Source organism: Methanobrevibacter millerae (genome assembly GCF_001477655.1).
Classification (GTDB): domain Archaea; phylum Methanobacteriota; class Methanobacteria; order Methanobacteriales; family Methanobacteriaceae; genus Methanocatella; species Methanocatella millerae_A.
Genome location: NZ_CP011266.1, coordinates 933277 through 960077, shown reverse-complemented (window position 1 = coordinate 960077; position 26801 = coordinate 933277). Strand labels below are relative to the sequence as shown.

General features: G+C 32.0%; 30 protein-coding genes. 7 read left to right on the top strand and 23 right to left on the bottom strand.

Annotation, left to right across the window (positions count from 1 at the left end):
• Positions 1-2: 2 nt before the first annotated feature.
• From SM9_RS04205 to SM9_RS04145, 13 genes are all read right to left on the bottom strand, one after another.
• Complete coding sequence (locus SM9_RS04205) at positions 3-563, bottom strand: DNA-directed RNA polymerase (protein WP_058738950.1); 561 nt, start codon at positions 561-563, stop codon at positions 3-5.
• 60 nt (positions 564-623) lie between these two features.
• Positions 624-1016 carry a type II toxin-antitoxin system VapC family toxin gene (locus SM9_RS04200; RefSeq protein WP_058738949.1) on the bottom strand — a complete coding sequence of 131 codons (393 nt, stop codon included), beginning with the start codon at positions 1014-1016 and terminating at the stop codon, positions 624-626.
• A 15-nt stretch (positions 1017-1031) separates the two neighbouring features.
• Positions 1032-2246, bottom strand: a complete 1215-nt coding sequence (locus SM9_RS04195; protein ID WP_058738948.1) for a translation initiation factor IF-2 subunit gamma — start codon at positions 2244-2246, stop codon at positions 1032-1034.
• 64 nt (positions 2247-2310) lie between these two features.
• Complete coding sequence (locus tag SM9_RS04190; RefSeq protein ID WP_058738947.1) at positions 2311-2697, bottom strand: 30S ribosomal protein S6e; 387 nt, start codon at positions 2695-2697, stop codon at positions 2311-2313.
• A 39-nt stretch (positions 2698-2736) separates the two neighbouring features.
• Complete coding sequence (gene infB / locus SM9_RS04185; protein ID WP_058738946.1) at positions 2737-4527, bottom strand: translation initiation factor IF-2; 1791 nt, start codon at positions 4525-4527, stop codon at positions 2737-2739.
• A 28-nt stretch (positions 4528-4555) separates the two neighbouring features.
• On the bottom strand, positions 4556-5008 hold the full coding sequence (ndk, locus tag SM9_RS04180) for a nucleoside-diphosphate kinase (RefSeq protein WP_058738945.1): 453 nt from the start codon (positions 5006-5008) through the stop codon (positions 4556-4558).
• On the bottom strand, positions 5005-5166 hold the full coding sequence (locus SM9_RS04175; protein WP_058738944.1) for a 50S ribosomal protein L24e: 162 nt from the start codon (positions 5164-5166) through the stop codon (positions 5005-5007). The genes ndk and SM9_RS04175 overlap by 4 nt, the downstream gene beginning before the upstream one ends.
• Before the next feature lie 14 nt (positions 5167-5180).
• The gene (locus SM9_RS04170; protein ID WP_042692817.1) at positions 5181-5387 is read right to left on the bottom strand and encodes a 30S ribosomal protein S28e; all 207 of its coding nucleotides are present in this window, start codon (positions 5385-5387) and stop codon (positions 5181-5183) included.
• 34 nt (positions 5388-5421) lie between these two features.
• On the bottom strand, positions 5422-5793 hold the full coding sequence (gene rpl7ae, locus SM9_RS04165; protein ID WP_058738943.1) for a 50S ribosomal protein L7Ae: 372 nt from the start codon (positions 5791-5793) through the stop codon (positions 5422-5424).
• 476 nt (positions 5794-6269) lie between these two features.
• Entirely contained in the window at positions 6270-6467 is a 198-nt protein-coding gene (locus SM9_RS04160; RefSeq protein WP_058738942.1) for a histone family protein, read from the bottom strand.
• A 228-nt stretch (positions 6468-6695) separates the two neighbouring features.
• Positions 6696-7892, bottom strand: a complete 1197-nt coding sequence (gene thrC / locus SM9_RS04155) for a threonine synthase (RefSeq protein ID WP_058738941.1) — start codon at positions 7890-7892, stop codon at positions 6696-6698.
• 81 nt (positions 7893-7973) lie between these two features.
• A complete protein-coding gene (locus tag SM9_RS04150) occupies positions 7974-8672 on the bottom strand; it encodes a metal-dependent hydrolase (RefSeq protein ID WP_058738940.1) in 699 nt (232 codons plus the stop codon).
• Between the two features lie 9 nt (positions 8673-8681).
• Positions 8682-9380: a DsbA family oxidoreductase gene (locus SM9_RS04145; RefSeq protein ID WP_058738939.1), complete on the bottom strand. Its 699-nt coding sequence runs from the start codon at positions 9378-9380 to the stop codon at positions 8682-8684.
• Positions 9381-9472: 92 nt separating this feature from the next.
• Here SM9_RS04145 and SM9_RS04140 point away from each other — a divergent pair, with 92 nt between their 5' ends.
• Positions 9473-9853 carry a winged helix-turn-helix transcriptional regulator gene (locus SM9_RS04140; RefSeq protein ID WP_058738938.1) on the top strand — a complete coding sequence of 127 codons (381 nt, stop codon included), beginning with the start codon at positions 9473-9475 and terminating at the stop codon, positions 9851-9853.
• Here the strand turns inward: SM9_RS04140 and SM9_RS04135 are convergent, their stop codons facing one another.
• From SM9_RS04135 to thsA, 6 genes are all read right to left on the bottom strand, one after another.
• Positions 9854-10462 carry a stage II sporulation protein M gene (locus tag SM9_RS04135; RefSeq protein ID WP_058738937.1) on the bottom strand — a complete coding sequence of 203 codons (609 nt, stop codon included), beginning with the start codon at positions 10460-10462 and terminating at the stop codon, positions 9854-9856.
• Positions 10443-11531 carry a tryptophan--tRNA ligase gene (locus SM9_RS04130; RefSeq protein ID WP_058738936.1) on the bottom strand — a complete coding sequence of 363 codons (1089 nt, stop codon included), beginning with the start codon at positions 11529-11531 and terminating at the stop codon, positions 10443-10445. The genes SM9_RS04135 and SM9_RS04130 overlap by 20 nt, the downstream gene beginning before the upstream one ends.
• Positions 11532-11638: 107 nt before the next feature.
• Positions 11639-12154, bottom strand: coding sequence for a tRNA-intron lyase (gene endA, locus SM9_RS04125; RefSeq protein ID WP_058738935.1), 516 nt, complete (start codon positions 12152-12154; stop codon positions 11639-11641).
• Between the two features lie 111 nt (positions 12155-12265).
• A complete protein-coding gene (locus SM9_RS04120; RefSeq protein WP_058738934.1) occupies positions 12266-12970 on the bottom strand; it encodes a metal-dependent transcriptional regulator in 705 nt (234 codons plus the stop codon).
• A 160-nt stretch (positions 12971-13130) separates the two neighbouring features.
• Entirely contained in the window at positions 13131-17630 is a 4500-nt protein-coding gene (locus SM9_RS04115; RefSeq protein WP_232299174.1) for a transglutaminase domain-containing protein, read from the bottom strand.
• A gap of 394 nt (positions 17631-18024) precedes the next feature.
• Complete coding sequence (thsA, locus tag SM9_RS04110) at positions 18025-19680, bottom strand: thermosome subunit alpha (RefSeq protein WP_058738933.1); 1656 nt, start codon at positions 19678-19680, stop codon at positions 18025-18027.
• 126 nt (positions 19681-19806) lie between these two features.
• Between thsA and SM9_RS04105 the strand changes: the two genes are divergently transcribed.
• Genes SM9_RS04105 through SM9_RS04095 form a run of 4 tightly spaced genes read left to right on the top strand, consistent with a single transcriptional unit; the run spans position 19807 to position 22166 of the window.
• The gene (locus SM9_RS04105; protein ID WP_058738932.1) at positions 19807-20835 is read left to right on the top strand and encodes a hypothetical protein; all 1029 of its coding nucleotides are present in this window, start codon (positions 19807-19809) and stop codon (positions 20833-20835) included.
• Positions 20836-20873: 38 nt separating this feature from the next.
• The gene (locus SM9_RS12160; RefSeq protein ID WP_198144433.1) at positions 20874-21029 is read left to right on the top strand and encodes a hypothetical protein; all 156 of its coding nucleotides are present in this window, start codon (positions 20874-20876) and stop codon (positions 21027-21029) included.
• A 38-nt stretch (positions 21030-21067) separates the two neighbouring features.
• Positions 21068-21520, top strand: a complete 453-nt coding sequence (locus tag SM9_RS04100) for a hypothetical protein (RefSeq protein ID WP_058738931.1) — start codon at positions 21068-21070, stop codon at positions 21518-21520.
• 1 nt (position 21521) lies between these two features.
• Positions 21522-22166 carry a DUF116 domain-containing protein gene (locus SM9_RS04095; RefSeq protein ID WP_058738930.1) on the top strand — a complete coding sequence of 215 codons (645 nt, stop codon included), beginning with the start codon at positions 21522-21524 and terminating at the stop codon, positions 22164-22166.
• Here SM9_RS04095 and SM9_RS04090 read toward each other — a convergent pair.
• From SM9_RS04090 to SM9_RS04075, 4 genes are read right to left on the bottom strand one after another with little or no spacing between them, the layout of a single operon-like run.
• Positions 22163-22366 carry a hypothetical protein gene (locus SM9_RS04090; RefSeq protein WP_058738929.1) on the bottom strand — a complete coding sequence of 68 codons (204 nt, stop codon included), beginning with the start codon at positions 22364-22366 and terminating at the stop codon, positions 22163-22165. The two genes, SM9_RS04095 and SM9_RS04090, sit on opposite strands and share 4 nt — an antisense overlap.
• A 2-nt stretch (positions 22367-22368) precedes the next feature.
• Positions 22369-23571, bottom strand: a complete 1203-nt coding sequence (hmgA, locus tag SM9_RS04085) for a hydroxymethylglutaryl-CoA reductase (NADPH) (RefSeq protein ID WP_058738928.1) — start codon at positions 23569-23571, stop codon at positions 22369-22371.
• A 1-nt stretch (position 23572) separates the two neighbouring features.
• Positions 23573-24433, bottom strand: a complete 861-nt coding sequence (sucD, locus tag SM9_RS04080) for a succinate--CoA ligase subunit alpha (protein ID WP_083495828.1) — start codon at positions 24431-24433, stop codon at positions 23573-23575.
• A gap of 12 nt (positions 24434-24445) precedes the next feature.
• Positions 24446-25171, bottom strand: a complete 726-nt coding sequence (locus tag SM9_RS04075) for a hypothetical protein (RefSeq protein WP_058738926.1) — start codon at positions 25169-25171, stop codon at positions 24446-24448.
• Positions 25172-25304: 133 nt separating this feature from the next.
• On the opposite strand from SM9_RS04075, the gene aroD reads away from it, so the two are divergent.
• Positions 25305-25979, top strand: coding sequence for a type I 3-dehydroquinate dehydratase (aroD, locus tag SM9_RS04070; protein ID WP_058738925.1), 675 nt, complete (start codon positions 25305-25307; stop codon positions 25977-25979).
• 9 nt (positions 25980-25988) lie between these two features.
• Entirely contained in the window at positions 25989-26603 is a 615-nt protein-coding gene (locus SM9_RS04065; protein ID WP_058738924.1) for a S24/S26 family peptidase, read from the top strand.
• The last annotated feature ends 198 nt before the right edge of the window (positions 26604-26801 follow it).

Sequence of the window (26801 nt, the reverse complement as noted above, 5' to 3'; positions counted from 1 at the left end):
TTTTAAGCCTTCTTACTTTTTTGTTTAGCCTCTTCAATCCATTCAAATCTACCTAAATTATTTTGTCTCATTGTAAGACCAATTTTAGTATCTTTAACAGAATTGTCTTTAAGACTAATAGCTACAGTTCTTGCTCTAACCAAATCTCCTTCATCTAAAGTTTTATTAGATTCCTTTGCAAGTAATGCTCCTCTTTTAGCATCATAAGTAATGAAATCATCAGTCACTTGTGATACATGGACTAAACCATCCATAGGACCAATTCTAACAAAAGCACCGAACTCAGCTATTTCAATAACTTCACCATCAATAATCTCTTGCTGTTCAGGTTTAAAGAATATTGAGTTGAAAATAACACTATGATATGAAGCACCATCACCCATAATAAGTTTACCTTCACCAAGTTCTTCAATTTCATTGACACAAATGAACAAACCTAAATTTTTATCCAGACGACCATTATAAGTCTCGTTTAAAGTTTCAATTGCAACTTGCTCACGAGGCTCATCAAATCTTCTAGGAGGTATTCTCACTGTGTCTTCAATTTTGACCTTGTAGTACAAAACAATCCCTCATTTTTATTTTTTATGAATTTTTAATTAATTTAATAAGTATAATCTATTTTATATCTTACCGTCAACTGTTATATAATTTTTTTGCCTTAAATAAACAATTGTAATTCCCTTTGCTTTGGCACGTTTTTTTAATTCAATATCATTTGTAGCTAAAACTTCTGAAACTCTCAGTAACGCATCATCCACAGTTTCGTTTTCAAGCAATGAAATATCCTTTATTTCAACTTTTGAAGAATTAGCTAACTTTAAGGCTAAATTAGCATTTAAACGTATTTTACCTTTGTTATTTCTTTTCAAACCCTTCAATTCATTGATAACAAAGCTTGGAGTAGTTAATTTGTAAGAAGGTAATACTTTTTCCAGTTCAGTGATAATGTCTACATTGAACTGAAAAGGAACCATAAAAAAATTGGTATCAATTACAACTTCTTTTATGCTCATTATTGCCCTCAAACATTATTTAATAATACCATATCCAATTAATCTCCAACGTGCACCAACACGACGGGACAATGCAACCCTATCACCAGGACTTGCACAGACTGGCAATTTGAGTGTAACATCGACAACACCTTTTTTGGTTGATGTGACAACACCAATTGTAGTTGTAGTACCACAATTAATCATTAAAGGTTCTTTGAGTTTAATTGGAGCAACATCACGTTCCTCTTTAGTACCGACTACCCTATCAAGCAAATGAGATTCCATGGTAAAGCTATCCAATACATCAGGCAAAGTACCTTCTTCACCTGCCACAGAACCTGAAAGAGAATCTGATTTGGTTAATGACGGATCCAACTTGGTTGCAATACCAACAAGTCCTCCAGGACCTATTTCCTCAACCTGTTTGCCGTTAGCTTCAAGACCAATAATCTCAGAAGTCAAGTAAATTCTGCGATTATTGTTATTAATGCCCGGTCTGATTTCAATAGTATCACCAAGCCTTAATTTTCCTTGAACTAAAGTTCCACCAATAACTCCTCCTTTGATTTTATCCGCACCGGAACCCGGTTTGTTGATATCAAAGGATCTTGCAACATGCATTAAAGCACTGCCATCCAACTTCCTTTCAGGAGGTTCGATATTTTCAAGCATTGCTTCAATCAAAATATCCATGTTTGCACCTTGTTGAGCAGAAACTGGTATTATCAAAGCATCTTCAGCACAAGTACCTTTAACAAACTCCTTGATTTCATTATAACTTTCAATAGCTCTTTCTTTTGAAACAATATCAATTTTATTTTGAACTACAATAACATCCTTAACACCGATTACATCAAGTGCCATTAGATGCTCTTTAGTTTGTGGTTGTGGACAATGTTCATTTGCAGCAATCACTAAAACTGCTCCATCCATTATAGCAGCACCAGATAACATAGTTGCCATCAAAGTTTCGTGACCTGGAGCATCAACGAAAGAAACCTTTCTAATCAATTCCGTTTCACTACCACAAATTTCACAAACATCCGCAGTAGTATAACATTCAGGCTCCCCACATTTAGGACATTTTCTAAATTCTATATCGGCATATCCTAAACGAATGGAAATACCTCTTTTGGTTTCCTCACTGTGAGTATCTGTCCATACTCCGGATAATGCTTTAGTAAGAGTAGTCTTACCGTGGTCGACATGACCAACCAAACCTATGTTAACATCTGACTGTACATTCACAGATAACCACCTTTTTTAATAATTTAAATTCAACATAAAAGTAAAAATAAGAAAAATAGTAAAACTATTCTTCCTCTTCTTCTTCACCAGCACCAAGAATTTCAGCTATTGGTTTTGCTCCTTCTTTAACAACAACGCTGTTAATTTGTACTATATCATCAGCAATAGTGTTACCTCTTACGGTTTTTCTCCTTTTAACACCATCTGCTTTAGGGTGATAACCAATACCACCGGTTAATAAACTTTTGATTCTTCTAGTACCAGGAACATCTTTTTTCATGGTAAAACCATTTTTATCACTACCACCAGTGATTTGTAAAGTATAACCATCTAAACCAACAATACCACCATCAAATTCATCGCCGATAACTAAACCATTGAGAGCTTTAGCTTCATCGACTTCTAATTGATAAGTATCTGCTTTATTAGAAACAACTACTTTGAATGCCATGGTATTCCTCCTTATTATTTATTTTATCATCGTTAATTATTATTCAAAAAGACCAAATTTTCCCCAATCAGGATCTTGTTTACGCTTGATTTCTAAAAATTCATATAGAGTCTCAAATTCATCTTCAGTCAATTTATCCTTAAACTCTCTTTCTATGAATTTATAATGATTTTCGGGAATATCTATAAATAATTCATCCCCTTCATCGAAATCTTTACCTACTATAGCATTATCAATAGCCATAGCAACCCTTTGACCTCTGGAAATATCAGGTAATGTTTCACCCTTATCTTCCATACTAGCAATTATTCCAACACTTTCACCATTTTTATTAATTAGTTTTTGACCTTGTTTTACAGTTCCGCTCAATGCTTCAACACCAATAATGGCAGGTTTGCTTTGACGGAACACTAATTTTGGAAGTGACATGAACTTAGCTGGTTTGATAATTGCATCATAAAATGCTTTCTTCTTAGCTTCTTCTCTTTGTTTAATCCATTCTTCATAATCTTCAATAATCTGATAGATTACATCACCCTTAAAGAGCATGACATCAGAGTTATTAAGATCTTCTTCAGAATTTTGATGAACACCCACATTAAATGCAATAATAGCACCATGAGCCTCATTTTCATTTAAAGCGATTGAAGAGTTAATAATATCTCTGCGGTTAACATCACCAATATCCGCTTCACGAATTGGGATATCCAACTCTTTTAGCAACTGGACAATAGCTTCAAGAGAACCAAGAGTGTCTGCTTTAACTAAAATACCTTCATCATCAGTATTGATAGTAATATCTTCGATTTCTTTTAAGATTTCCTCTTCCACATCCTCTTCATCATTTAAAACTCTCAAAGGAGAGCCTGAAACAACATCATCCAAATTAGGAGCAGCTATCTTAATTCCTGCAGCTGCAACAACCTCATCAAATTTTTTGAATTTCTTTTTGGAATCTCTCATTTCCTCTAATGGAAGTGGCCTTAAAATAGACCTGATTTTTGTGGTTAAAACCTCATTGTTAGAAGTCATCAAAGCAATCTCATCATTAGTTCTTAAAACACCGTCATAAATGATACTGTCAACAGTTAGGCCTAATCCTGTTTCTTCCTTAATTTCCAAAACAGTACCCTTAGCTGGAGCATCCTCATTTATTTCAAGTTGTTCTGTTAAATATTCTTGAGCAAGTCCCAAAAGCATAGCTAAAACTTCGATTATTCCTTCACCTGATCTGGCGCTTATTGGAATAATTGAAATCTGTGATGCAAAATCACTGATTCTATCAAATCTTTCGGATTGGAAACCTTCCTTGTGAAGGGTACCAACAATCTCATAAACTTTAGTGTCTAAAGCCTGTTTAACACTTTGAGCCTGTTGATTAAAAGATTCTTTAAAAGAAAAACCTTCATGAGTTTCCCATCCAAAAATCATATCAATCTTATTAGCTACTACTATGAATGGAGTTTTATACATTTTAAGAATATTCAAAGCTTCAAAAGTTTGTGGTTTAAATCCATCATTAACATCAACAATCAAGACAGCCAAATCAGCCAATGCTCCACCACGTTTTCTTAAACTGGTAAATGCAGCATGTCCAGGAGTATCAATAAAGAATAATCCCGGAATCAAATCTTTAATAGTCAATGCTGAAATGAAACTTCCACAAATTTCATCTATAGTATCATTTGGAATTTCAGTAGCTCCAATATGTTGAGTAATACCACCAGCTTCCTTATCTGCAATAGTACTTCCTCTAATATAATCTAACAAAGTAGTTTTTCCATGGTCTACATGTCCTAAAACTGATACAATAGGGGATCTAATTTTCATAATAATCTTTTAAATAATAACTTTAAATTTATTCGTAAATTAAATTGTTATCCACAATTTGATAATCGCAAATTTCATCTTCATTAAAGAAAAGACCAATTTCTCTTTCTGCAGAAGCCGGAGAGTCTGAAGCATGAATAATGTTTCTTCCAGTATCCATTGCAAAATCTCCTCTAATAGTTCCAAGGTCTGCTTCTAAAGGATTAGTTGCACCGACTAATTTTCTGATAGTGGTGATTGCTTCTTCTCCTTCAATAACCATTGCGAGAGAGGGTGAAGAAGTAATGTATTCAACTAAACTTGGGAAAAATGGCTTATCTGCATGTTCCCCATAATGAGTTTTTGCTAATTCTTCATCAATTTGCATTAATTTAACAGCTACAATTTGAAGACCTTTATCTTCAAAACGAGACAATATTTTACCCATAAGACGTCTTTGAACAGCGTCCGGTTTCATCATTACAAAACTTTTTTGAATCATTCTTTAACCCATTTAACTTTTCTTGGAACTCTTCCGAGTTTAATCATATTTTTTTCACATTTGCTGCTACAAAAGAAATAAATTGAACCGTCTCTTTTGACGTACATCTTTCCTGTACCTTCTTCTATTTCTTTTTGACAGAATGAACAAGTTCTCATGTTCTTACACCTTCTTAAGGAGTCCTAATTTCTTTAGCTTCTCTGATTGTATCAAGTAACATTAAAATGTCGCCTTCTCTTACAGGACCCATAATGTTTCTTGTTAAAATTCTTCCTTTATCTCTACCATCGAGGATTCTGCATTTAATTTGCATTACCTCACCAGTCATACCAGTTCTTTTTAAAACTTCAATGACTTCAGCAGGAGTTCCTTCTTCCATGTAAATCACCGTATGATCAATTAAAAGAATTTATTTATTCTTTTAATTCAGCAACTTTTTCTACAATTTCAGCAACAGCAGCTTCAGCATCACCAGCATCTACAATACAAGCGGAAGCGGTACCAACAGTCAAACCAGCAGCTCCACCAACTTGTTCTTTGGTAGGTAAGTAGACGTATGGAATTTCTTTTTCATCAGCTAAAACAGGAATGTGAGCAACGATTTCAGCAGGATCAACATCTTCTGCGATAACTACGAGAGCTGCGTCTCCTCTTTCAATAAATTTAGTTACTTCGTTAGTTCCTTTTGCTACTTTACCAGTTTCCTGAGCAGTTTGTAATGCTTCTTCAGCTTGGTTAGCTAATTCTTCAGGTGTATCAAATTTTACATAAATTGCTTTTGCCATAAATAAACCTCCTTTTTCATCTGGCTACGCCATCCATCGGCTTATTATAATTCCTTGAATTATAATAATTGTAATTATATATAGTTATATTATTTTTTTAACTATAGAAATTACTCAAACTATATAATTAATGAATAATCTATTATAGTTTTAATAATACTAATTCTTGAACAATTCATATATCACTAAATATAACTCCATAAGAAAAAAACAAGAGGAGTTAAACTTTCAATACAAATACTTCTGAATTTCATATAATTTTTAGCAAAACTAAAAATAAAAATTTAGTAATTAATGAAATAATTCTAGAGAACTAGACATTTATTATATTTGTTTTCATTACATATAAATGTTATCAAAAATTGGGAAAAATTATACAAAAAAGTTGTTCATGAAAAAATAGTTTTAAAAAAAGTTTTAAAGAAAAAAGATAGTAATTAAAAAATTACTATCCACTCTTACTAAACAGAATACATCTATTTAATTGCTAATTTGATATCTTCTGCTTTTACAGTTTTTCTGCCAGCGTGGCGTGCGAATCCAACAGCTTTTGCTGCGATTTCGTTACCGTAATCTTCGATTGCTTCTGCTAATGCTTCTTTAGCGTCGTCGCTTACTCTAGCTGCACCAGCGTTTTTTAAGATTCTTCCGACAGGAGCAATTGGTAATTCCATTTTTTCACCTCATTTTTTTATACTAATAGTTTAAACTTTCCCATATATAAAGTTATTGGTGAAAAATGGTTAAATTTTAAAAATTTCAATCGATTATACCACACTTATCAAACATTACTAAGGCAATAATTGAAATATAAAATATTATTATATAATAAGGTTATAGAAAAAAATAGAAAAATAATTAAAAAAAATTAAAATTAAAGATAAAATAAAAAAGAGAAAAATTTATTTATTCATCAATAACTTTCTTAAAGTATCAATGTCTGCATCCACTTCTGTTGGCTTGGTACAAGCATCAATAGCAGTATTTGGATCTTTAAGCAAGTGTCCAGTTACAACACATGTAATAGTTTCACCTTTATCAATTACACCTTGATCCACTAATTTTTTAAGACCTGCAATTGAAGCTGCAGAAGCAGGTTCCACACCAATACCTTCAGTTCTTGCAAGCAATTTTTGAGCATCCAAAATCTCTTCATCACTTACGGTTTCAGAATAACCATTTGAATCGTAAATTGCATTCAATGCTTTGATGTCACTTACAGGTGCACCAATACGGATTGCAGTTGCAATAGTTTCAGGATTTTCAACAGGCACAACTCTTCTGTCACCTTTTCTGAATGCATTTGTAACAGGACATGCCCCTTCAGCCTGAATACCTGTCATCATTGGTAAGTCTTTAACAAAACCTGCATTATAAAATTCAGACACACCTTTCCAGATAGCGGAAATGTTTCCTGCATTACCAACAGGCAAGATTATCCTATCCGGAGACTGCCATCCTAAATCCCTTAAAATTTCATAACCTATGGTTTTTTGACCTTCAAGTCTGTAAGGATTGATTGAATTCAATAAATATAAATGTTTTTCCAATGCAAGAGCAGTCATCGCTTCTAATGCTTCATCAAAGTTACCGTTGATAGACATTACTTCAGCACCATGGAACATTGCTTGAGCCAATTTACCTAAAGCAACTTTTCCTGAAGGCAAGAATACAATACAGCGCAATCCTGCACGAGCCGCATAAGCCGCAAGGGAAGCTGATGTATTACCTGTTGAAGCACAACCAACAGTGCTTACTTCCAATTCCATAGCTTTAGTCATACCGACAGTCATGCCACGGTCTTTGAAACTTCCAGTAGGGTTGGATCCTTCTACTTTAACATATAAGTTAACACCTAATTCATCACCTAACTTATCACATTTGCAGAATGGTGTTCCTCCTTCATCCAAAGAAACTATTTTGCTTTCATCTACTGGAATACATTCTTTAAATTTCCACAAGGTATCTCTTCTGCCATCAAATATATCTTTGGAGACATCAATATCACTGACAAGTTCAAGTACACTTCCACATTTTTCACAAGTGTAAATCACTTCGTCATCATCATATTCTGCTCCACATGAAACACAACGTATCATAAATATCACTAATTAATTAATAAGAAAATAAATTCTATACTAATAATATTTACTAAATAATATAAAAAATTAACCTAAAAACTACAATTCAATTTCCTCTAATGGATTCAATAATATTGTCTCACAATCAGGAGATTCCTTTTTGATCAATTGCCTAAACTGATTAGCATCCTGTTTAATGGACGGAAAAGAGTTATAATGCATAGGAATTACAAACTTAGGATTTATCCACCCTGCAGCAATTGCGGCTTCTGTCGGATCCATTGTAAATATATTTCCAATAGGAAGAATAGCGACATCAGGTTTATAGACATCACCAACCACAAACTTCAAATCTGAAAATAATGCAGTATCACCTGCATGAAAAACTTTCAAACAATTTTCAAATTCAAAAAGAAAACTACATGGGTTTCCCGCATAACCAATGTCCATTTCAAAATCATAAGAAGAGGAATGTCTTGCATCAAGCATTCTAATGTTAATACCATTCAAAGATATTACAGCACCAACATTAATGCCAATTGCATCAATCCCTTTTCTTTGAAGATAATTTGAAATTTCATAATTGCAAACAACAAAAGAGTTTGAATTTCTAGCTATCTCAACTGCATCACCAAAATGGTCGGCATGCCCATGGGTAATGCAAATAACATCAGGATTTAAATCATCAATTGGTATTTTACAACTTGGATTAGCTCGAATAAAGGGGTCAACTAAAATATCAATACCTTCATCACTGACAAACTCAAAAGCAGAATGACCCAACCACCTCAATTTCATCTAAAACACCTATAACCTGCAAACACCATCTCTGCATGCATTTGCATCTTTATCATCATCCATCCTATTTTCTGTAATTATCTGATTCAGGACAGTTTTAAAATCATCATAGGATAATGCACCAGGAACAGAATATTTACCGTCCAATAGGTAAAATGGCACACCATGAATACCGTTAGCTAGTGCAATTTCTTCATCTTTTTGGACTTCATCATCATATAAACTTGAAGACAATACATTTTCAGTATCCAATTCATCCAATCCTGCTTTTTTGGAAATATCCATCAATACTTTACTATCTGCCAATTTTAGATTTTTTGAAAAGTATGCATCAAACAACAGATCGCTTAATCTGTCGGCAACATCTGAATCATACTTATCCTGTGCCAATTTCATCAGCCTGTGAGCATCACGAGTATTGGTGTATAATGTTTTGGAATACTTAAAATCAATTCCTTCACCAATTCCCAATTTTGAAATGTTATCAACTTCTTTTTGAGCACCCTCAATGGACAGCCCATATTTTAATGCGAATCTCTCAACTGTTGTTGACTCAACATCTTTAGGTGCATTTTGGTCTAATTCAAAAGCATGAATATCAAATTCCACATCATCTCTAATTTCCAATTCTTCAATAGCTCTTTTTAATCGGGTATTGCCAATATAACAATAAGGACAAGCAAAATCGCTCCAATATGTAATTTTCATTTAAATTCCTCTATAAACTATTTAAATGAATATATACAATATTTAATTAATAAATGCCTTAGTAACTCCATAATTACTTAACTAGTGATATCATGATTGAAAATAACATTTGCCCAATAGGATCCACTCTAGACTACTTCAATAGAAAATGGATATTTTGCATATTATCAAATATCTTTAGAGGAATGAAACATTTTTCCGAATTTAAAAAAGCCAATCCAACTATCAGCAATCATGTATTGGCTGAAACCTTGAAATATATGGAAGAAAATGATTTGATTGAAAAAACAATTATCGAAGAAAACCCAAGGGTGAAAACAGAGTACTCACTAACTGAAAAAGGCAGAAAAACAAATAAGATTTTATATGAAATCACTTCATACTATTTCAATGAATTGAATTATGTGGGATATGACGATTCACAAAAGGAAGAGATTTTAAAGGAATATGAAAAAGCATTTGAAATCAGATAATTATCTCTGAAGTATAAAATGAGCTATAGGAATCGTCAGATATACTTCCACAAAACCTGCAACTATCATCAAAACAACAGAAACAATAAAAATCACTATAGACTGTTTTAATTTAAATGATTTCACTATAAATGCTTCTTTTAAGGACACATCTTCCTTCAAATAATATTTTAAAAATATGAACAGAAAATTAAACAGTACCAATCCTGATGCACAAGCTAAAATGCATGATGTCAATTCAAATATTCCATGGGGAATCAGCATTGCAAGCACTCTATACAGGTCATCCTGAATAGCCGTATAATATCCTATGAAAAATCCATTATATGCCAAAACAAAAGCAGATAAACAGAACAGAAGCCCATATACAAACATCTGAAAAATGATTAAGATATTATTTAAAAAGATATCAAAAAACGTCAGCCGAATGACACCTGTTTCCACCTTTTGGGACAAGTCATCAACTACAGGATTAAAATAACTGTACAGATAAGGTTCTAAAATATAACCTAAAATTAAAGAAAAAATAAGAATGAATATAGAAATGTAAATAGCTAATTTGTTTTCCAAAAAAGCTAATTTAACTTCCCTATAAAATTGTTTTAGCAATTTCTGCTGCCTCAACCTGTTTGTCTTTTAAGTCTTCGAAGTAATTCTGCATAAGCTCTGAAGTTCTTGCCTTACAGTCACCGCAGCGCAATTGTCCGGACAAGCATTCTTCACGGATTTTTTCAAGCTCACCATCATTATCAATCAAATGGTATACCAGCATTTCATAGATTACACACTTGTCTACTTCACCACCCAATTCTTCCTGTTCCTTAAGTGATTCTCTTCCACCTGTTTTTGCAGTCTTTACTTTTTTGGCTGCAACCTCAGGAGTTTCATTTAGATATATTGCAGTATTTGGCTTTGAACTGCTCATCTTATCTCCAGTCAATCCAGTTAGGAATCTATGATATGTAGAAGCAGGCTGTAAAAATCCGAGCTCTTCATTTAATCTGTGGGCAATGTCTCTTGTTAATCTGATATGTGGATCCTGGTCAACACCAACAGGTACAACAACCTTTTTAGGTCCTCCAAATTCTTCAATCTGTGGAAGCAATATGTCTGCAACCTGCATTAAAGGAGCTTGAACATGAGCTATATTGGTTGAGTTGTCAAATCCGTATATAGCATGAAGCTGACTGAAATTGGTTTTTCTTGATGCTTTAAATTCCAAGTCAAATAATGATTTGTTCTGTGACTGCAAGTATACATTAACATTATCACGTTCCAAGTCAAGTCCCAATGCTATCCAGTTTGTCAAGTATTCTTCAACTGCAATTTTTTTACCCTTTTCAAAACTCATGTCTCTTGCAGCATATGACTCCAAATCAGCGATTGGAAGAGATAACATTGCACCTTTTTGCTGATACCAGATTAATTGGTCAACTACCATCTTATGACCTATATGCATTTGTCCACTTGGCATCATTCCAGTTACTACTGCAAAATCTTCTTTTTTATTTATCAAATCATTTATTTCCTTGAATTCCCTATGTCCAAATACAACCCCTCTTTTCATTAATCTTTGAGGGTCTTTTATTTCTCCAATAATATCTGAAATTTTTTCAATACCAAATTGATTGACTAACTTATCATAATCTACACTTGTTGATGCCCATGGATCAATCATATTATTCACCTTTTATCTCACAATTACATTAAATTAAAAATATAAATAAAAATTATCATAGTAATTATACAAACCTATTAAATGATAATATCTTTCTTTAATTAAACTTATGGTCTTGTCCATTCCACATTATAGTAGGTAATATCAAGGTCATCATCGACAATGGCCAGAAGCAATTTTTTGTTAACACCATGTGAAACTCGAACATAACTTGCAAAATCCAAAGCATTGATATCAAAGTTTTCATAAATAATCTTGACCAGGAAATCTGAATGTCCCTTTCCAGGAGACCTGCCTCTGTCATATAAACGAAAGTCTGAACCAAACTTAAATCCTGTCTTAATTACATACCCTCTATCCTTTAAATCACGATAAACAATATATCTGCCATACAAATCTCGTTCTTTTAAAAGATCAATCAGATATGATACGCTGCATAAGACATCATCTTCATAAACGTCAAGACGATCCTTTTCCAATAAATAACAAGCTTCAATTAAAGAAAGATTCAATGTATCCTCTTCAATTTTGCCAAAAAAACTTTTCTCATGCAAAGAAATAGGCCTTTTACTACCTTCTTCTATTTTAATTGACACAATTTCGTTTGATAAATTACCACGCATTAAAACACCATAAAAAGAAAAAAATTATTTTAATGCTTATATATTATGATGTTGATGTTATATAAAATATTTGATTATAAAAAAATTTTAAAATAAAAAAGAAAAAAGGGCTTATACCCTAATAAAAATATTATTTGCCATTTCTGATGAAAGAGAATAATCTTCATTTTCAATTGTTACAGAATATTCAATACCATCATTATTATAATAGTGAATATTATTACCAACAGCAATTCCGGCTTCAGAAATAGAATCTAATAATTCACTATTTCCACGAATAAATGAAATTACACCTGAAGTATCCGGATTTAATTCTGAAATTGAAAGTAAATTAAATTTCCTATTGATTACATTATCAAAGTCTTTTTCAGAAAAACATTGCTGACAACTGTCAAAATCCAAATCACATGCAGGAATTATGTTGTCGTCAGGACATAGGTCAGGATGATGCAACATTGTACACAACGCCCTTTCAGCTTCATCGGATAATGCATGTTCCATTTCACAAGCCTGATCATGGATATTTTCTTCTTTGACTTTTAAGACATCTAATAAAAACTTCTCTAAAATCCTATGTTTTCTTGTAATTTTTTGAGCAATTTTCATTCCATCATCAGTTAAAGAAGCTCCCCTATATGGAGTATAGTTTATATAACCCAAAGTCTCTAATTTTTTAAGCATTTGGGTAACACTACCTGGAGCAATCCCCAATTCCTTAGAAAGAGTAGTGGTTGATACTTGTTCTTTATTGCTTCCATTCTTATAAAGAACTTCCAAGTATTCTTCAATGTTTTCACTTATTTTATCATCAGCCATGGAAAATCCACCTAAATTTAAATAATAATATATTTATTTTATGAGTATAAAAAAGTTTTGGTTAACCTAAAAATTAAATTACTTTAAATTAAAAAAAATAGAAATAAGTTAATAAAATTAATTATTAACTAATTTAAATTGTTGTTTTGAGATATTATACCTAATAAGGTAAAATATCATAAGTTCTTCTATCAGTGTATGAACCAGTATTCCAATTGTTAATTACACCAAATGAGTTTCTTGTACTGGTTGGATCTGCATTAATCCAAGCTCCGTCAACCAGGATTTGTGCCCATACATGTCCATAACTTGAACCGCTGGAGAATGTACAGTATCCTGTAGCAAATCTAGCTGTTAAACCAACAGACCTTGCCATTGCAACAAGCAATTGAGCCTGGTCACAACAGTTACCACTACCTGAAGTTAAAGTACCTTCCGCACCTTTTTGAGTGTTATAATAGAATGAATATGAGATATAATCCCTTACATAATTAAACAGTGCAGTAGCCTGATCTCTTACAGAAGTCAAACCAGCAATCAAGGATTTAGATAAATCAGCAATTGATTTGGATGAAGGAGATGTGTACTCAACATGAATTGAACTTGGCAATGCATCTTTCTCACCATAATATTGCAATACTCGTGAAAATGTATCAACCAATGAGGAATATGCTATTTTACCTAAGTTTGATGAAGCATAATTTGGAATTAAATCATTATTAATAATGAAGTTAGCAACCCTATTAGCCACATCAATATATTCAGATTTAGATAAATTACCATTTACAGCATCACCTGATGGAGTTCCAGGACCGCTAAAGTCAAACAACTCAATATCAGTAAAGTTGGATGAATCAATTTGTATAATAGCTTTACTCATCAAGTATAAGAATTGTTGAACAGTATATTTCCCTTCAGTCACTACCACATAGTCAGGGAATGTTTCATTTGCCGCGAAATATTCTGCTATATATGTTGCACCACCAATAATACTTAGGATAGATACATCATCATCAGAGTCATTAGCATCAGTAGGAACAGAATCTGAAAGTCTAGTCAATACTAAATCTGAACCCTCGATTTTTTCATGACCTGTAACACCACAGTAATCACAATCACAGTGATAACAAGTTAACTCACCTTCATATGTACCTTTTGGATTGATGAGTAAAGTACCATAATGTTCACAATTTGGACAGTAGTTTAACCAGGTTGTAGTATAATTAATATACTTATAATCAACAGTTGAATAACTTGGAAGCATATTAACTGTAATAGTTGGATTGTCCAAGAAATTGTTTACCAATACCAATGTAGGCAATTCCAATTCATTATCAACATATGCTAAAATTCTGGAATACATATATACTAAGGATTCATATTTTATATCTCCAATAAGAGTAGTAACATTATTTGGAGCCTGATTATTCTTGGAGCAATAATCACTGATTACTTGAGAAACAGCCAAGTATGCGTCCTTATCCAATTCACTAGAAATAACATGACCAGAATTGCTTTCAGGTTCATCTACTAATATTGCTAGAATATCCTTTTCTGTACCATTCAATACCAATGACGCTTCACTCATCAAGTATAGGAATTGAGGAATAGTAAATGAGTTAGTACCAACTGCAATTTTAGTAGGTAAAGTCCTATTGGTTTCTATAAATGCTTTCAATCTAGAAGCGGCGTCCACTATATCATTAACCTCAACAGTATCACCATATGAAGGATTATCCAAATCATTGAAGTTTAAGAATACAGAAAGACCAAATCTAAACATTATAACTCCATCTGCACCACTGTCAACAACAGTTTGAGCATCATTGAACAATTCAGTGTATGTTAATTTAGCAGTATTAGAATCTGATACATATGATTGTAAACCAGACCAAACTTCAGCACCATTTGAGTTTTGTACAAACCATTTAGTTGTTGAAGCAAGCCAACTAGTGCCAGAATTATAGTTTCCTTTATATTGCATCGGAACAATTACATCCAAATATTTTGTAATAGCAGGAATGTCCTGACCATAATAATATATATCACTACTAGTCTCTGGCATTACAGCAGCAGACATTATAATATTTGGATTTACTTCACGACATGCAGTTGTAGCCTGTTTTACAAATTCTGTAATAGCGGCAGTACCACCAGTAGTCTGGTAAGCATTACCAGGATATCTTAAATAATCAAAGTGGACTCCAGCCACGCCAGGTAATCCAGCATAATATTTAGCTTCTTCAATGACTTCATTGAAATATGCCTGATTAGGTGATCCTCCGGATACAGGGTTAACCCAACTACCTCCACTATAGAATACTTGCATCCATATATGTACATTGATTCCATAGGAATTTGCTTTTGAAATCCATGACAATACTTCAGATTCACCATGAGCAGTAAATGCATAGAAGTTTAACAATATGTCAGTAGTACCTAATCTTGAGAATTCACTCAAATCAATATTATACATGTCTCCACCAAATGACCAATAACCAAATCCTCTACCAGTTTGTGATTTGGAAACGGATATTTGATGTGAACCCTCACTGGAGATATAATCTTGATCACCATCAAATTTATATGAAATTAAATAACTGCCTGAAGATAATTTGGTAGTTACATTAGCAATACCTTTTGAATCAGTAGTTGTCAAATAAGTTTTTGCATTAATTGTGAATACAATATCCTTATTGGCTAAAGGATTATTGTCTTTGTCAACCAATAAAGTTTTTAAAATAATGTCACTATCACTAATAAATGAACTTGAAGATTGCCATGTCAATGAAGTTGGAATTCTTTCTTTTACAGTAATGACCGCTTCACCTTGAGAAGCTTTAATTCTGTTTTCACCTAAATAATAATATTTCGCAGTATAATTTCCAACATTTAGATTAATTGTAATTTCAGCAATACCTTCATCATCAGTAGTTCTGGTATAGTTAACACCATTAATATTTATAATTACTTTCCTATCAGGCAAACCAATGTCACCTACAGATAATGTAACTTTGAATTTTTCACCTGAATCTTTACCAATTGTGGTATTTGAACCAGTTAATATAGATGTATTACCATCAATTACAGTAATTTGTGAAGATCCTATAATATCCTGATAGATATCACTAATCAATTCATATGAAATATCATAAATTCCAGGATTTAAGTTAATATTAATTTTTGCAGTACCATTTGCATCAGTTATTCTTTTATATGTAACACCATTGATTTTGAAAGAAACATTTTCACCAACAACAGCAGTATTATTTGCATCCAACACAGTAACATCAAAAGACTCACTATTATTATAATATATAACAGTATCATTTGCATCAAAGTGAGCAATTTCACCATCATTAATCTCTATAGTACTAGTTGCTTTTGATGATGAATATGTATTTGAACCATCATATGAATAATCAATAGTATATAAACCTGGAGATAAATCCACCATCACACTTGCAGTTCCATCACTACCAGTTTCCAATGAATATGATGTTCCATCAACATGAACAACAACAACTTCATCATCAATACCATAACCTAGTTGATTAAGTAAAGTAACATTAATAATCTGTTCATCATTTTTAGCATATACATAATCAGTGATATTTAGGGTAGTAGTTGAAGAACCTAATACTTTAATAATACTAGATAATCTAGATTCATCTTTAGGATGATATGCTGTTAATATATATTGACCAGATGGTAAGTTAATATTTAATTTAGCTGTACCTTCACTATTAGTAGTACGTGTATAAAATACTCCATTAATATTAAATATTACATCAGTATTAGTTAAAGGAGAACCATCACCATCCAAAAATGTAGCATAATACTGATGAGAGTCTTTATATATTTTAGTCAAATTATCGGCATATATAGTATATAATACATCAACAATATTGGTATACATATAACCTGTATCAGGATGTATAGCAGTAAGTATATATTCATCAGGTGGTAAGTTAATATTTAACTTAGCAACACCACTAGCATTTGTAGTACGAGTATAAAATACTCCATTAATATTAAAAGTAACATCAGCATTAACTAAAGGAGAACCATCACCATCCAAAAATGTTGCATAATACTGAGTACCATTTTTATAGTATTTTACCATATCATTACCAGATATAGTAGGGTATACTGAACATGAAGCAGATGTTTCAGCACTTGAATAATTATCATTACCATTATAATAAATATTAAAATCATAATCTCCTGGAATTAAATTTATTGCAATTGAAGCCTGACCATTATCATCAGTGACTCTAGTATAATTAACTCCAGAAATACTAATTATTAAACTTTGATTAGCTAACTTATTATTATCTACATCGAATAAACTAGCCACAAATCTTGTTCCATTCTTATAATATAAATTAATATCCGGTGCCTCTATATAAACGGCCTTCTTAGTGGAAGACTCATTACTTGCACCAATAGTGTTTTCATCCAAGTTTGCATCAACGTTGTTAGTTGATAAGATATTTGAAGAATCTGATCCTATAACTCCATTATCAACAGTCAATAATTCTGAAGAAGAATCTTGACCAATATAGGTATCATTAACACTTATTTCACTTGCAGAAATAACACCGATTGACAAAAATGCAATCAATATCATTAACGCTACAAATATTCGTTTTTTCAAAATACTTTACCTCCTTATAACGTATTTCACAACTATGGAAAAATCCTATTTTCCATTATGTTAATAATATATTAAGAATATCTTATATAAAGTTATTTATTTATTTAAAGGTAGTAAACATGACTAATTTATAAAATAAACAGTTAAAATATGTGAAAATAATGAAATAAGCAATAATATTATTAAAATAACCTATAAAAAGTTTAAAGAATATGATTTCATCAACTACGATAAGTCAATTTATCAAAATTAAAAAAATAACTATAACTAGTATTATATCAAATTTGATGTATAAACAAGTATTAAAAATAAAAATAATAAAAATAGATGAATATTAAATTAAAATTACAAATTTTTAGAATAAAAATAGAAAAATAAATGATGTAAATGGAGTTTACATCATTGGAGGCATACCGCCCATTCCACCCATACCACCAGGAGGCATTGGAGGCATTCCACTATTGTCATTTCCAGACTCATCTGCACCGGTAGAGTTGAGTGCATTTCTAGCTGCAATCATGTCATCAATACGCAATATCATTTCAGCAGCTTCACCAGCAGACTGAAGAGCTTGAACTTTAACTCTTAAAGGTTCAATGACTCCCGCATCTTTCATATCTACAACTTCACCAGTGAATACATTAATACCAATAGCATTTGAGTCTTCGTGAGCAGCCTTTAAATCAGCAATTAAATTGATGGTGTCTAAACCTGCATTTTCAATTAAAGTTCTTGGAATAACTTCTAAAGCTTCAGCATATTTTAAAATAGCTAATTGTTCTCTTCCACTTACAGATTCACCATAATCTCTTAATTCTTTTATTAAATCAATTTCACAAGCTCCTCCACCAATGAGAACTTTACCTTCTTCAATAGTGGCTGCTACTACACCTAAAGCATCATCTAAAGCTCTTGCAATTTGTTCGGTTACGTAACGTGTACTTCCCCTTAAAACAATTGAGGATGCTTTCGGATTTTCACACTCTTCAATGAAAGTTAATTTGTGATCAAAGAGTTTTTTGAGATAAACTTTACCGGCATGACCTAATTTGTCTTCAGATAAATCTTCTATGTCAGTGACTAATTTAGCACCAGTAGCTTTTTCAATCCTTTCCATGTCAGATTTTTTAACTCTTTTGAATGCCATAATTCCTGCTTTTTTAAGGTAATGTTCAGCTAAATCGTCAATACCTTTTTGACAGAATAATACATTTGCACCGGATTCAACAATTTGGTTGACTAAATCTTTAATCATTTCTTCTTCATTATCTAAAAATGCAGCAAATTGATCCGGAGAAGTGATATCAATTTTAGTGCTGGTATTGATATCTTTTAATTCAATAGGATATTTCATTATTGCAATTTTAGCATCTTCAACAGACTCTGGCATATTTTTGGATAAAGGAGATTTATCAATAACAATTCCTTCAGCCAAGAATGAATCTTCTACAGAATCTCCTGAAACTCTTTGAATGTTAATATTATCAATATCAGATTCACCATCTTCTTCAATTCTTAAAGCAGCATCAACAACTAATCCTGCTAAATGTTCTTTTGCATAATCTGATCCTTTACCACTCATTGCAGTTACAGCAACTTTTTGAAGAGTTTCTTTATCATCAGCATCTATTGCAATTTCGTTTAAAATTTCAACAGCTTTTGCGGTTGCATTTCTGAATCCTTTAACAACAACAGAAGTTGCAATACCGTCTTCTAATAATTCTTCAGCTTTAGCTAATAATTCACCAGCAATAACAACAACAGAAGTAGTTCCATCTCCAACAATTTCTTCTTGTTTTTTAGCTGTTTCTACAAGCATACGTGCAGCTGGTTGTGCAATATCCATTTCTCTCATGATAGTTGCACCGTCATTTGTAATGGTAATATCTCCCATACCATTAACAAGCATTTTGTCCATTCCTTTAGGACCAAGAGTTGTTCTTACAATACCTGCCAATACTTTAGCGGCAGTAATATTCATTCTTAAAGCATCTCTTTTGGAATATCTTTCAGTCCCTTCAGGAAGAATAAATATTGGTTGATTTGCCATATATTTTCACCTTTAAAATTATTTCATAATAGAATATAAAAATTATATTTTTATACATTAATAATATTGATTTGTGATAATATAAAAAGATTACTTTAATAAGTCTAGAATTATAATATTTTATATATGTATCACAAAGTCATTGAAGATATAAAAAGAAACCTCGGCGAAAATAAGGATTTGAATCGGAAATATTTGATATCCCAAATTGAAATATATAAAACCCATGAATATTCAACAGAAATAATTAAAGAGATATCCAGAATGATTTGGGAATGCTTAACCCCTGAAGAGCAGAAAGAATTTGCAAGAATTGTGAATGAAGAAAATCCTATTAAGGAGACATTGATTGAAGCCGAATTTTATATACAGAACAATGACTACGAAACCGCTCTGGAAAAGCTTGACTCATTTTTTAAAACACATCCAAAGTTATATGAAAATGATAAGATCAATGAATACCACAGTTTCTCAAACCCATTGGAGGAACTGATTTTCAATGAATTTGTAGGATGTGAAAAAAAGCTTAGATTCATACCTGAAGATCAGCCATTGGATGATTTATATTATGCATACGGATTTTTACTAAGGGATGCTTCACGTTTGGATGAAGCAGAATCCGCTTTAAAAAAAGCCTTGCAGATTAATCCCGTATCAACAAAAATTATCCTTGAACTATGTGACATCTACAAAATGCGCACACCCACATTCAATAAATTTTACTTTTATACAATGGATGCATTGAAGTATGCATATTCAGGATATGAGCTTGCAAGAATTTATAGAAATTTGGGATTCTATTATTATGAGGAAAATAACATCGAACTGACAATAGCATGCTATATGCATAGCCTGAAATTTGAAAACGATCCGTTTGTCGTACAGCGAATAGAACAGCTTGAAAATAATTATAATATTATATTGACCGAGGAAGAATGTCAGGAACTAATGCAGGACAAACATATCAAATTAGGAGCACATCCGTTCATAATCAAAAATTTGGAAAAGTTAGCCATAGAATATGAACAAGACAAATTGTTAAATCAGGCATTATTCTTTTATAGACTATTATACAGTGTAAAAAAAGAAGATAAGACATTCAATAAAATAAAACAGTTGGATTTTCAAACCAGAAGAAACAAAAGAAAAATTTAATTATATAATATATTATAATATAATATAGGTGATTTTAAATGTGTTCTACCGGTGGGCCAATGGCCGATATCGATTTGAAAAAATTGAAAACTAAAAGATATAGATGTTTAGACTGTGGAAATGAGTTTAAAGGATTAGGAAGAAAAGTTGTTTGTCCTTCCTGCCAAAGTGACAATGTTGAAGCAAAAGAATAAATAAATATTTATTCTTCTTTTTTTATTTTTGTGATAATATGAATATTGATTTTAGCTATGATGAAATATTGTTTCTTGAAGGGGAAACTGGTACTGTTGGTATTGTAAAGGTAGCTAATGATAATAAAATGCTCTTTATAGCTACACAAGACAATGAAGAAATAGTCCAATTCCTTGAAAAGGATGACATTATAGCAGTATCCAATTTTAAAAAAGATAAAAGAGCCATTAGAGCACAGGCTTATTTAACCCGTGAAGAGGACTCACCAATAGTTATTCTAAATAAAGACCATCCTTCAACTAAAAGATTATCACAAGTATTATCAGTAGGTGAAAAGGTAAATCTGAACTGTAATATTACTCCAGGAACACACCCCGAACAAGATGTATTATGTTCATGCGACTCACTGTCTGGATTAACAATAACTAAAACCCAAAACGGTGTCGCATTGAATAAAAAACATGACACATACACTATTGAAAGGTTTTAAAATGATATTTGATTTTGAATTAATATATTCATTGCTCGGAAGATTGATAATTTTAATAATTATTCTAATAATTATATTATTTGTCATATTCATAATATTTGGAAGAATATTTATTAAAAGAGGAATTGTAATATTTCCAAAATTCCTTTTATTCATAATTGATACATTATATTCTCCATTTAAATCAATAGCTAAACTTATAAAATTAGATGACCATTTGATTGATGATTTAAGCATAGAACTGAGAAATGACATTAACAAAAAGAAATTTAGACAAATTCCCGCAAATGAAACATTAATATTTTTACCACATTGTCTAAGACACAGAGACTGTCCTGCAACATTGCAAAAAGAAGGCGTTAACTGTACCTGCTGCGGATTATGTTCCATAGGCGTTATCAAAAATAAAGCAGACCCTAAAGGATATAAATTATATATTGTTCCTGGATCAAGTTTTGTTAAAAAGATTGTGATGGAAAACAGATTCAAATCCGTAATTGGCGTTGCATGCCATGAAGATTTAAGTCAGATGATGATGTTGCTTTCTGATTTTTGTCCACAAGGAATTTTACTTAAAAAAACAGGATGTTATGAAACAAAAGTGGATGTTAGTGAAGTATTAAAAATAATCAATTCAAAAGATTAGTCATAATACTTCATGAATTCTAAAGACTCTTCTGTCTGACTAAATTCCTCAATAAAAGCTTTTAAATCATTGATAAATTCTTTTTTTCTTTCATCAAGGTCTTCAATAGTAGAATAATCTTTTTTTACTGCAATATTCATTATAATATCATCAGTTTCCAAATTAATTTCCGGCAAAAGTATATTGTCAATATCTTCCATCTTTAACCCCTTCCAAGTTCTTGGTGTGCTCTTGCCAAATGCCCCGCAGCCAATGCACCAACTAAAGACAATTCTCCTGCAAGAACAGTACTCGCTACAATTTCTGCAAATTCATGTGCTTTTCCAGAACCAGCAACACCTAAAATATTCAATCCTTCATTTGCTACCTCAAGGCTTGTTCCACCACCCACAGTAGCAACAGGCAAATCAGGCAAATTAACAGAGAAATACAAATCCCCATCACGTGCTTCAGCAGTTGTAATACCTAATGACCCTTCAACAACATGTGCTGCATCCTGACCTGTGGCTAAAAATATGGCTGCAACCATGTTTGCATAATGAGCATTATAACTTAAACTTCCACTAATTGCTGAACCGATTAAATTTTTAGCAACGTTAACTTCTTCAATTGCCTCAGCAGTGGTTTTCAGTTTTTTATTTACAACATCTTCAGGTATCAAAATATCTGCAACAACACTTTTTCCTCTTCCTTCAACCATGTTGATTGCAGCAGGCTTTTTATCAACACATGCATTACCGCTTAGTGCAATATGGCGAGCAGTGGTTTCGCTAGCCAATTTATCCAAAATTTTTTCTGTTGCAATTGTAACCATGTTCATTCCCATACTGTCTCCGGTTGAGTAGACAAAACGAGGATAGACATAAGAACCGGCAATCAATATTGGATCTATTTTTAAAAGTTTACCATGAGATGTTGTACTTTCAGCAATTTCTTTTAATTCATCGAAATTATCAATAAACCATTGTTTTATTTCCATAGATTGTGTGGCATTTTCAGTTTTGATAACAGGTGCACGAGTCATAATATCAGATAATACATGTGCATTAACACCACCAGAAGCAGTGATTGTAGATGCTCCTCTATTGATTGAAGCTACAAGAGCCCCTTCAGAAGTTGCAAGAGGAACAAAAACCTCACGATTACATTTATCACCATTAATTTTTAACGGACCTGCAATACCCATCGGCAACTGCAAAACACCAATTGAATTTTCAATATTTCTAGCGGAAGCCCTTTCCATATCCAAAGAATAATTAGCAATATTATCTAACTGAATTGAATACTTTTTTTCAAGAAATTCACGTCTGATATCTGTGGCTTCCTTTGCTGAAACTTCCTTATCTACCTGGTAAAGTTTTAACTCACCAGCCAATAATTTATCAACAATTTCATTATGATTCATATTATAATACCTTTTTAAGTAATTCTACAATTTCAGATGGTTTTTTAGCTACTTCAACACCAGCATCATTTAAAGCTTCAGTTTTACTTACCACAGTACCAGTGTTTCCTTGAATAATAGCACCTGCATGCCCCATTCTTTTTCCAGGAGGTGCGGTTCTGCCAGCAATATATGATACGACAGGTTTTGTCATTTCATTTTTAATATATTCAGCAGCCTTTTCTTCAGCATTACCTCCTATTTCACCAATTAAAACAACGGAATCAGTACCATCATCTTCTTCAAATCTTTTTAAAATATCAATATAATTTGTACCTATTACAGGGTCTCCACCAATTCCAACACAGGTACTTTGACCGATTCCTGCACGAGTAAGCTCGCTGGCAATTTCATAAGTTAAAGTACCGCTTCTTGAAATCAAACCAACATTACCTTCTTTAAAGATATGTGTAGGCATGATACCTAATTTACCGACACCAGGAGAGATGACACCCGGAGTATTTGGACCGATTACAGTAGTGTCCATTTGGTTAGCATAAGCCATAATATCCAAGGAATCATGAACAGGAATATGTTCTGATATTATTACAACCAAATCTAAATGTCTGATAGATTCAAAAGCAGCATCTTTTGCAAATTTTGCAGGAACAAAAATAATTGATGCATTAACATCAGTCTCTTCGGTTGCCTCTTCTATAGAGTTAAAAATCGGTACACCTAAAAAGTCTTGACCTCCTTTTCCAGGAGTAACACCTGCTTGAATGCAAGTATCATAATTTAACATTTGTTCTGTATGGAAAGAACCTTGCTTACCGGTTATTCCTTGAACTAAACATTTTGTATTTTCATCTAATAAAATCATAATATAACATCCTTAACGTAAAATTCTTGTTTTATTTTGAAATGGAACTGCTAAATCTATAACATTCCCGTTCATAAGTGCAGTAGCTGAAAAAATCACACTACCAGGCAATATATTACAAGCCGTTCCTCTTTCAACCAGATATGTATTTTTATTGCCTAATGCAGCACCAATCATGGCACTTGCTATAACACCAACAGATTCAATATTTTCAACAGTAGCAACTACAACTGGATCATCGGTTTCAGAAGAAACATATCCTACACCCGGAATTTTTCTGGTTTTTGATTCTATTAAATCTGAAACATCAGTTAAATTATCCATTCCTCGAGCTGCTTTAATTGCTGAATTCGCAACATCCGCAACAAAAGGTTCGCCACCATAGGTATCAAAGCCTAAAATAATGGCATCAGTATAAAAACCATCACGGAATTTAGCTTCTGCATATGAAATCCCTTCACCTGCATCATCCGCATTATCAGATATGCCGGATAAATCCCCTAAGCTTTCTGCACAATTTTTCAATATATTAACGATACCTTCATTAATATTTTCAAGCAAATCATCTTCAACAAATGCAGATATGACAACGTCATCACCTGTGACATTTGTTAGAGCAACATGGCTAGCACCTAACTCATTAATTTTATAAAGATTTTTTTCTATATTTTCTACCAATGTAGTACTACAGGACACATCATTTTTAGAAATGTCGGCACCTATAGCTGTAATTTTCAAAATAACACCTTTAACATTTAATTAAAAAAATATAATAAAATAATCAAATTTTACCTGTAATATATTATGTTAGTTAATTTATTTAAATATTAAGAAAAAATTAATTAATAACAACAATCAAAAATATCAATCAATGTATTCACAAACTAAAATAGCTATACCAATTTTTCAAAGTAAAATTGATGAAGTAATCGAAGTTGCAAATGATTGTATCAATAAAGGAGCAGATATTTTAGAATTTAGAATTGACGCACTTGAAAATCCTGATTTTAAACAAATAAAGCAAACAATTGAAGAAATTAATTTTCCTATGATTGCAACCAATAGAATTTCAACTGAAGGAGGATCATTTAAAGGATCTGAAAAGGAAAGAATTGACATTCTATACAAATGTGCTGATTTAGTTGATTATGTGGATATTGAACTTCAAAGTGATGATGAATATATAAATATGATTCATGACACTGGAGTAAAAACTATTGTTTCTTATCATGATTTTGAAAAAACACCTGAAATTGATGAAATAACATATATTGTCAATAAAGAACAGGAACTTGGAGATATTGCAAAAGTTGCATTCATGCCAAAAGATTTGGATGATACATTGAAAGTATTAGCTATTCTTTCTCACTGTGAAAATACAATTGCTATTTCTATGAGTGATTTAGGAAGTTATACAAGAGTTATGGCTTCTAAATTCGATTCACCAATTACTTTTGCTGCAGGCAGAGATGTTACAGCTCCTGGCCAAATTGATATTGAAACAATGCGAGCATTACTGAATATGGATTTAAATATCATGGATTAAGTGATTTTAATGGCTAATAAAGGTACTTTAGTTATAGGTATTATAGTACTAATCATACTTATTTTTGGAGGATATTTCCTGTTTATTGGAGATTCCGTTAATGTGTATATAGATGGTGAAAATGTAACTTCCCAAACAATAGTTTCACCTTTTGCAGGTGTTGATACAAACAGATTGAACAAAGAAATCTGTGATTACACATTCCAGTCAATGAACAACACTACTGGAAATGCAAAAGATTTACAGCAAGGAATTTTAAGAATTTGCCTTGGATATGGATTAGACAACGTTAAGGTTAAGATAGATTCATCAATAGGTGAAAACAAAATCCCTATTGTATATCATGTTGAAGGAAACTCAATGTATCCTACATTAAATGATGGTCAAACAGTAACTGTAGAAAAAACTAAAAATATTAAAGTTGGTAATATTGTAGTGGCCAATTCCCCTGAATATGGTAGAATTATTAAAAGAGTATCACAGATTAAAGGAGACCAGGTCTATTTAACCAGTGATAATACTGATACAACACAGGAATACAGAAATGGTGTTTTATATGAAACTAAAGGAATAACTACTTGGGTAAATACTACTGACATATATGGTGTTGTTATAGATCATTGAACTTCACCACCCACCATCATCTTTTTTTATTATATTTTTTATAAATTATTTAATTAATTAAAATTCTAATTCTGACATAATCTTGAAAATTTTAAAAAATTTAAAAAATATTGAAAAGATTATATAAAACTTAAAATAAAAATAAATAACAAGTATAGTTTAAAATTAAAAATAATAAAACTAAAATTTCCCAAATCA

Bases quoted from the DNA above. Each gene is read 5' to 3' on its own strand.
- SM9_RS04200 (WP_058738949.1), bottom strand. From the start codon at position 1,016: ATGAGCATAAAAGAAGTTGTAATTGATACCAATTTTTTTATGGTTCCT.
- SM9_RS04190 (WP_058738947.1), bottom strand. From the start codon at position 2,697: ATGGCATTCAAAGTAGTTGTTTCTAATAAAGCAGATACTTATCAATTA.
- infB (WP_058738946.1), bottom strand. From the start codon at position 4,527: ATGAAAATTAGATCCCCTATTGTATCAGTTTTAGGACATGTAGACCAT.
- ndk (WP_058738945.1), bottom strand. From the start codon at position 5,008: ATGATTCAAAAAAGTTTTGTAATGATGAAACCGGACGCTGTTCAAAGA.
- SM9_RS04175 (WP_058738944.1), bottom strand. From the start codon at position 5,166: ATGAGAACTTGTTCATTCTGTCAAAAAGAAATAGAAGAAGGTACAGGA.
- SM9_RS04170 (WP_042692817.1), bottom strand. From the start codon at position 5,387: ATGGAAGAAGGAACTCCTGCTGAAGTCATTGAAGTTTTAAAAAGAACT.
- rpl7ae (WP_058738943.1), bottom strand. From the start codon at position 5,793: ATGGCAAAAGCAATTTATGTAAAATTTGATACACCTGAAGAATTAGCT.
- SM9_RS04160 (WP_058738942.1), bottom strand. From the start codon at position 6,467: ATGGAATTACCAATTGCTCCTGTCGGAAGAATCTTAAAAAACGCTGGT.
- thrC (WP_058738941.1), bottom strand. From the start codon at position 7,892: ATGATACGTTGTGTTTCATGTGGAGCAGAATATGATGATGACGAAGTG.
- SM9_RS04150 (WP_058738940.1), bottom strand. From the start codon at position 8,672: ATGAAATTGAGGTGGTTGGGTCATTCTGCTTTTGAGTTTGTCAGTGAT.
- SM9_RS04145 (WP_058738939.1), bottom strand. From the start codon at position 9,380: ATGAAAATTACATATTGGAGCGATTTTGCTTGTCCTTATTGTTATATT.
- SM9_RS04140 (WP_058738938.1), top strand. From the start codon at position 9,473: ATGATTGAAAATAACATTTGCCCAATAGGATCCACTCTAGACTACTTC.
- SM9_RS04130 (WP_058738936.1), bottom strand. From the start codon at position 11,531: ATGATTGATCCATGGGCATCAACAAGTGTAGATTATGATAAGTTAGTC.
- endA (WP_058738935.1), bottom strand. From the start codon at position 12,154: ATGCGTGGTAATTTATCAAACGAAATTGTGTCAATTAAAATAGAAGAA.
- SM9_RS04120 (WP_058738934.1), bottom strand. From the start codon at position 12,970: ATGGCTGATGATAAAATAAGTGAAAACATTGAAGAATACTTGGAAGTT.
- thsA (WP_058738933.1), bottom strand. From the start codon at position 19,680: ATGGCAAATCAACCAATATTTATTCTTCCTGAAGGGACTGAAAGATAT.
- SM9_RS04105 (WP_058738932.1), top strand. From the start codon at position 19,807: ATGTATCACAAAGTCATTGAAGATATAAAAAGAAACCTCGGCGAAAAT.
- SM9_RS12160 (WP_198144433.1), top strand. From the start codon at position 20,874: ATGTGTTCTACCGGTGGGCCAATGGCCGATATCGATTTGAAAAAATTG.
- SM9_RS04100 (WP_058738931.1), top strand. From the start codon at position 21,068: ATGAATATTGATTTTAGCTATGATGAAATATTGTTTCTTGAAGGGGAA.
- SM9_RS04095 (WP_058738930.1), top strand. From the start codon at position 21,522: ATGATATTTGATTTTGAATTAATATATTCATTGCTCGGAAGATTGATA.
- SM9_RS04090 (WP_058738929.1), bottom strand. From the start codon at position 22,366: ATGGAAGATATTGACAATATACTTTTGCCGGAAATTAATTTGGAAACT.
- hmgA (WP_058738928.1), bottom strand. From the start codon at position 23,571: ATGAATCATAATGAAATTGTTGATAAATTATTGGCTGGTGAGTTAAAA.
- sucD (WP_083495828.1), bottom strand. From the start codon at position 24,433: ATGATTTTATTAGATGAAAATACAAAATGTTTAGTTCAAGGAATAACC.
- aroD (WP_058738925.1), top strand. From the start codon at position 25,305: ATGTATTCACAAACTAAAATAGCTATACCAATTTTTCAAAGTAAAATT.
- SM9_RS04065 (WP_058738924.1), top strand. From the start codon at position 25,989: ATGGCTAATAAAGGTACTTTAGTTATAGGTATTATAGTACTAATCATA.